We start from the raw sequence: 5704 nt of genomic DNA, 5'->3' as shown, positions 1-5704 counted from the left end.
GAGATGTGTATAAGAGGCGGGGGCGGCGCTGGCCAGGGCGACCGGGGCCGCGAGGGGCTCGGACGCGGGCGCGACCAGGGCCGGGATCGGGTCGCGCGGTGTCGCGGTCGGGTCGAACCCGGGGGTGTCGGGGATGACGGGGGAGGTCTTGCCGTGCTTCGGGCCGAGCCAGCCGCGGCGGCTCGGCAGGGTGACGGCGCTGATCAGGCCGCCGACGAGGACCAGGACGGCGCCGAGGATGAGGCCCGAGGACGTCCCGGCGCGGAACGTCTCCAGTTCGGCGGCGCTCGCGCCCTCCTCCGGGGTGTGCAGGATGAGGAGGCCGACGATGGCGATGCCGAAGGCGCCCGAAGCCTCGCGGATCACGTTGATGACGCCGCTCGCGACCCCCGCGCGCCGCTCCGGAACGGCCTTGAGCACGTACATCACCAGTGGCATGCCGAGGGCGGCGCCGATGCCGACGAGCATGACGCCGGGCATGAGGTCGGCGTAGCCGTCGCCGACCTGCAGCATGGAGAACAGCACCATGCCGAGGCCCATCAGCGCCATGCCGGCGCCGACCGCCGGGCGTGGGCCGACCTTGGCGGCCACCAGGAACGCCACCGGGGTCAGCACGATGATCGCGATGGCCGGGGGCAGCATGACCAGGCCCGCCTCGGACGGCGAGAAGCCCAGGAAGCGCTGCAGGAACGGCTGCGAGTAGAACATCATGCCGTTGAAGCCGATGCCGTACAGCATCTGCGACAGCAGCCCGCCGGTGAACACCCGGTTGCGGAAGAACCGCAGGTCGATCATCGGGTCGGGGGCCCAGTTCTCCACCACGATGAAGCAGACCAGCGCGATCACGCCGAGCGTGAAGACGCTGAGCACGGACGGGTCGGCCCATCCGTGCTTGTTGCCGGACTCCAGCGCGTAGATGAACGCGAACAGCATCGTCGCGGAGATCAGCACGCCGGGCAGGTCGATGCGGGCGTGCTTGTTCTCGCCGTGCGGGGTGAGGACGAACAGGCCCAGCACGATCACCATGATGCCGGGCACGATGTTGATCAGGAAGATCCAGCCCCAGTGCCAGTGCTCGACGATGAACCCGCCGATCGCGGGGCCGAGCGCGGCCGCGGCGGACGCGGCGCCGATGAAGGCGATGTTGCCGATCGAGCGCTGCTTGTCGTTGCGCCCGACGGTGACCATCACCTGCGTGGCGGGCAGCACGAGCGCGGCCCCGCCGCCCTGCACGATGCGGGAGATGATGAGCACCTCGGAGGTCTCCGCGAGCCCGCAGACGGCGGACGCGGCCGTGAACACGACCATGCCGGTGGTGAAGGTGATGCGGCAGCCGAAGACGTCGCTGAGCCGCCCGCCCGTGATCATCAGGCAGGAGAACATCAGGATGTAGCCGGTGGCGACCCAGTCCCTGGCCGAGGACGACATGCCGAGGTCGTCCATGATGGTGGGCAGCGCCGTGAAGACCACCGTGTTGTCCATGGTGGTCATGAACGCGCTGACGGCCACCACCGCCAGCGCCCATCGGTATCGGCCGCGGGTCAACAGTCCGTACGGCGAGGGTCCCGCACCGCCGGGAAATCCGCCGCTTCCCCCTAAAAGCAGTCGTCGCTATTGTTACTATTGGTTGGCGTCTCGTTACACAGCCCTGACTCTGTGCGGGGCTGACTCAACTATCCCATCAGGCCACATTGGTTACTCCCGAGTCTTGTCATCACCGTGACAATACGTCGCTGAGAAAAGTGGTCTGGATGCGCATCGTGAGCCGGTCGGCGTGGGTCAAAGTGGTCGCTCCGCTTCGATGAACGATCCCGGTTTCATGGGGGGAACCCAGCGCATGCAGAGCAATGATCGTTCCGGAGGCGCGCGGGAGACCCCGCAGGACGGGATCGGCGAGGACGAGATCCGCCGGCACCTGATCGAGCAGATCGCGCGTCGCTCCCGGACCGCCGCCGCCGAGATCGACCCCGACCGCCCGCTGGAGGAGTTCGGGCTGGCGTCCCGGGACGCGGTCGCGATCGCCGGCGAGCTGGAGCAGATGCTCGGCCGCTCCCTGCCGGCCACCCTCGTCTGGGAGCACCCCACGATCAACAAGCTCTCCGTCGCGCTCTCGGGCGGCGCCGCCGAGGAGGCGCCCGCACCCGGGCCCGTGCGGACGGCGGCCGCGAACGACGAGCCGATCGCCGTCGTCGGCATCGGCTGCCGCTTCCCCGGCGGCGACCGCGACCTGACCGGCCCCGCCGACTACTGGCGCTTCCTGACCGGACGCGGCGACGCGGTCCGCGAGGTGCCGGACGGCCGCTGGGATCCGTTCGACGACGGCTCCCCCGAAGTCGGCGACCTGCTCGACAAGACGACCCGGCTCGGCGGCTTCCTCGGCGACGTCGCCGGGTTCGACGCGCGGTTCTTCGGCATCACGCCGCGCGAGGCCGCCGTCATGGACCCGCAGCAGCGGCTCGTCCTCGAAGTGGCGTGGGAGGCGTTCGAGCACGCCGGCATCGGCCCGGCGTCGCTGCGCGGCAGCCGCACCGGCGTGTTCGTCGGCGTGTCGGCGCCGGAGTACGCGGCGTTCACCGCGTCCGACCTGGCGTCCCTGGAGCCGTTCACGGCGACCGGCGCCGCGCTCAGCATCATCGCGAACCGGCTGTCGTACCTGCTCGACCTGCGCGGCCCCAGCATGATCGTCGACACGGCGTGCTCGTCGTCGCTGGTCTCGACGCACCTCGCCGTCCAGGCGCTGCGCAGCGGCGAGGCCGACGTGGCGCTCGCCGGCGGCGTGAACCTGCTGCTGTCGCCGACCGTCACGATGACGTTCGACCTCGCGGGCGGGACGGCGGCGGACGGGCACTGCAAGGCGTTCGACGCGTCCGCCGACGGCATGGTCCGCGCGGAGGGCTGCGGCGCCGTCGTCCTGAAGCGCCTCTCGGACGCACAGCGGGACGGCGACCGGATCCTCGCCGTCGTCAAGGGCTCCGGCGTCAACTCCGACGGACGCTCCAACGGCCTCGTCGCCCCGAACTCCGACGCGCAGCGCGCCCTGCTCCGGAACGTCTACGCGACCGCCGGCATCGACACGCGACAGGTCGACTACGTCGAGGCCCACGGGACGGGGACGTTCCTGGGCGACCCGATCGAGGCCAAGGCGGTCGGCGAGATCCTCGGTGCGGGACGCGAAGACGATGCGCCCCTACTGCTGGGCTCCGCGAAGTCGAATCTCGGTCACATGGAGTCTGCGGCGGGCATAGCCGGGCTCATCAAGACCGTCCTCGCACTGCATCACCGGGTGATCCCGCCCAGCGCGCACTACAAGGAACCCAACCCGCACATCCCGTTCGACGAACTGCACCTCGCGGTCGTCGCGGAGGAGACACCGTGGCCTGACAGGGGCCACCCAGCGCGCGCGGGCGTGTCCGGGTTCGGCTTCGGCGGGACCAACGCGCACGTCGTCCTGGAAGAGGCTCCCGCGCAGGAGACGACCGTCCAGCCGGCCGTCGTCCGGACGTTCCCGCTGTCCGACACGAGCGACGACCGTATCCGCGACCACGCGGCCCTTCTCGCCGAGTGGCTCCCGAACCAGGACGCGAAGCTCGCCGATGTCGCCCGCACCCTGCACCGACGTGCCGGCCGTGGACGGGCCCGCGCCGCCGTCGCCGCCCGGGACCGCGCAGGGTTCATCGAAGGGCTCACCGCCCTCGCCGAAGGCCGACCCCACCCCGGTGTAGTGACGGGTTCGGCGCTCGGCATTCCGGGCCGTCCCGTGTGGGTCTTCTCCGGGTACGGCGCACAGCGCGCGGGCATGGCGCAACGCCTCCTTGAGGAGGAGCCCGCCTTCGCCGAAGCCATCGACGACCTGGACGGCCTGTTCGCAGAGGAAGGCGGCCCCGACCTCTGGGCGCTGCTCGAAGAGGGCCGCAAGCCGGACGGACCGGCCGACGCCATGCCGGTCCTGTTCGCCATCCAGATCGCACTGGCCCGCACGTGGAAGTCGTACGGCGTCACGCCCGGCGCGGTCGTCGGCCACTCGATGGGCGAGGTCGCGGCGGCCGTCGTCGCCGGGGCGCTCACGGTCGAGGACGGCGTTCGCGTCATCTGCCGCCGATCTCGCCTGCTGACCCGCCTGGTGGGCGGCGGCGCCATGGCCGTCCTCGGCGCGTCCGCCGACGAGGTCGCCCGCCTCGCGGACGGCCTGCCCGAGGTCTACGCGGCCGTGCACTCTTCCCCGAAGCAGACCGTCGTCACCGGTGACGCCGACCAGGTCGCCGAGGTCGTGAAGCGCGCCGAGGCCGAAGGGCGCCTCGCCCGGATGGTGCAGGCCGAAGGGGCGGGCCACTCTCCCCAGGTCGACCCGCTGCTCCCCGAGCTGCGCGAACTCCTCGCGGAGGTCGGCGCCGAGCGCGGCACCCCGATCGCCGACGACATCAAGCTCTACACCACGGCCCTCGACGACCCCCGCGCGTACCTCGCGTCCGACTCCGCCCTCGGGGTGGAGCACTGGGCCGCGAACCTGCGCAACGCGGTGCGGCTCACCGACGCGATCTCGGCCGCCGCCGAGGACGGTTTCCGGACGTTCGTCGAGGTCAACGCGCACCCCATCCTCGCCCATGCGGTCGGCGAGACCCTCGACGGCACGGGCGCGCTCGTCACCCACACGCTCAAGCGCGCACGCAAGGGCCAGGAAACCGACGACACGCTGACCTTCCACGCGCAGCTCGCCACCCTCGCCGCGCACGGCCACAAGGTCGCCACACCCTCGGACGGACGCATCGTCGACGTCCCGCAGTCACCATGGCGACACGAGCACCACTGGGTCGACCTCTCGACCCGCACATCGGGCAAGACCGACGAGCACCCGCTCCTGGGCGCACACGTCGAAATGCCCGGCGAAGACCGCCACGCGTGGCGCGCCGACGTCGGCCTAGAAGCCCAGCCATGGCTGGACGCCCTGACCGTCCACGGCCTGCACACGCTGCCGGTCGCCGCCTTCGCGGAGATGGCGCTCGCCGCCGGAACGACCGCGCTCGGCACCGACGACGTCCGCGTCAACAGCCTGTGGATAGAGCGCCCGCTCGCGCTCACCGGCCACACGACCGTCACCACCACGTTCACCGAGGCGGAGCAGCGGGTGGAGATCCACGCGTTGACGCCCGCCGGAACCTGGGTGCGGTTGGCCAGCGCGGACGTCGGCGAGGACCACCGCGCCTCCGCCACGTCCGAGCCCGGCGCCGCCACCGAGGTCGCCGCCGCCGACCGCGGCAGCCGCCACTACCGCCTGCACCCCGAGGTCTTCGACCGCTGCCTGTCCGTCCTGTCGGCCGAGGCGGCCGGCGATGAGGGCGGCATCTGGCTGGCCGAAACCATCGGCAGCCTCCGCGTCTACGGCCCCACCCACCGCGGCGGCCACGTCCAGGCGCGCTTCGTTCGGGACGAAGAGGGCGTGATCGGCTCGCTGACCCTCCTCTCCGCGGACGGCGGCCTCCTGGCCGAAGCAACCGGCATCGTCCTACGCAAGGTCGACCGCCCCGACCTCCCCGTCCCACTGGAAGCCAAACTCGTCGAACTCCTCTGGGAAGAAACCCCCCCCCCCCCCCCCCCCCCCCCCCCCCCCGCTCCCGCGCCCGCCCGCCCGGCCGCCGACGCGACGCCCGCCGAGACCAGGTCCGAGCCCGCGGGGCGCGAGGCCGTGCGCGGCGCCGGAGCCGAGGCG

The 5704-nt window shown here is 71.9% G+C and carries 2 protein-coding genes; one reads left to right on the top strand and one right to left on the bottom strand.

The genetic code is table 11. The features are described 5' to 3' along the window. The coding region (locus tag HUX53_RS26035; RefSeq protein WP_176405857.1) for a DHA2 family efflux MFS transporter permease subunit at positions 1-1545 on the bottom strand (1545 nt) is incomplete at its 3' end. A 292-nt stretch (positions 1546-1837) separates the two neighbouring features. Between HUX53_RS26035 and HUX53_RS26030 the strand changes: the two genes are divergently transcribed. Continuing rightward, the coding region (locus HUX53_RS26030; RefSeq protein ID WP_176405856.1) for a type I polyketide synthase at positions 1838-5704 on the top strand (3867 nt) is incomplete at its 3' end.

Source organism: Actinomadura sp. BRA 177 (assembly GCF_013372625.1).
Lineage (GTDB): Bacteria > Actinomycetota > Actinomycetes > Streptosporangiales > Streptosporangiaceae > Spirillospora.
The sequence above is the reverse complement of the archived record's forward strand: the minus strand, read 5'-3'. Positions and strand labels throughout refer to the sequence as shown.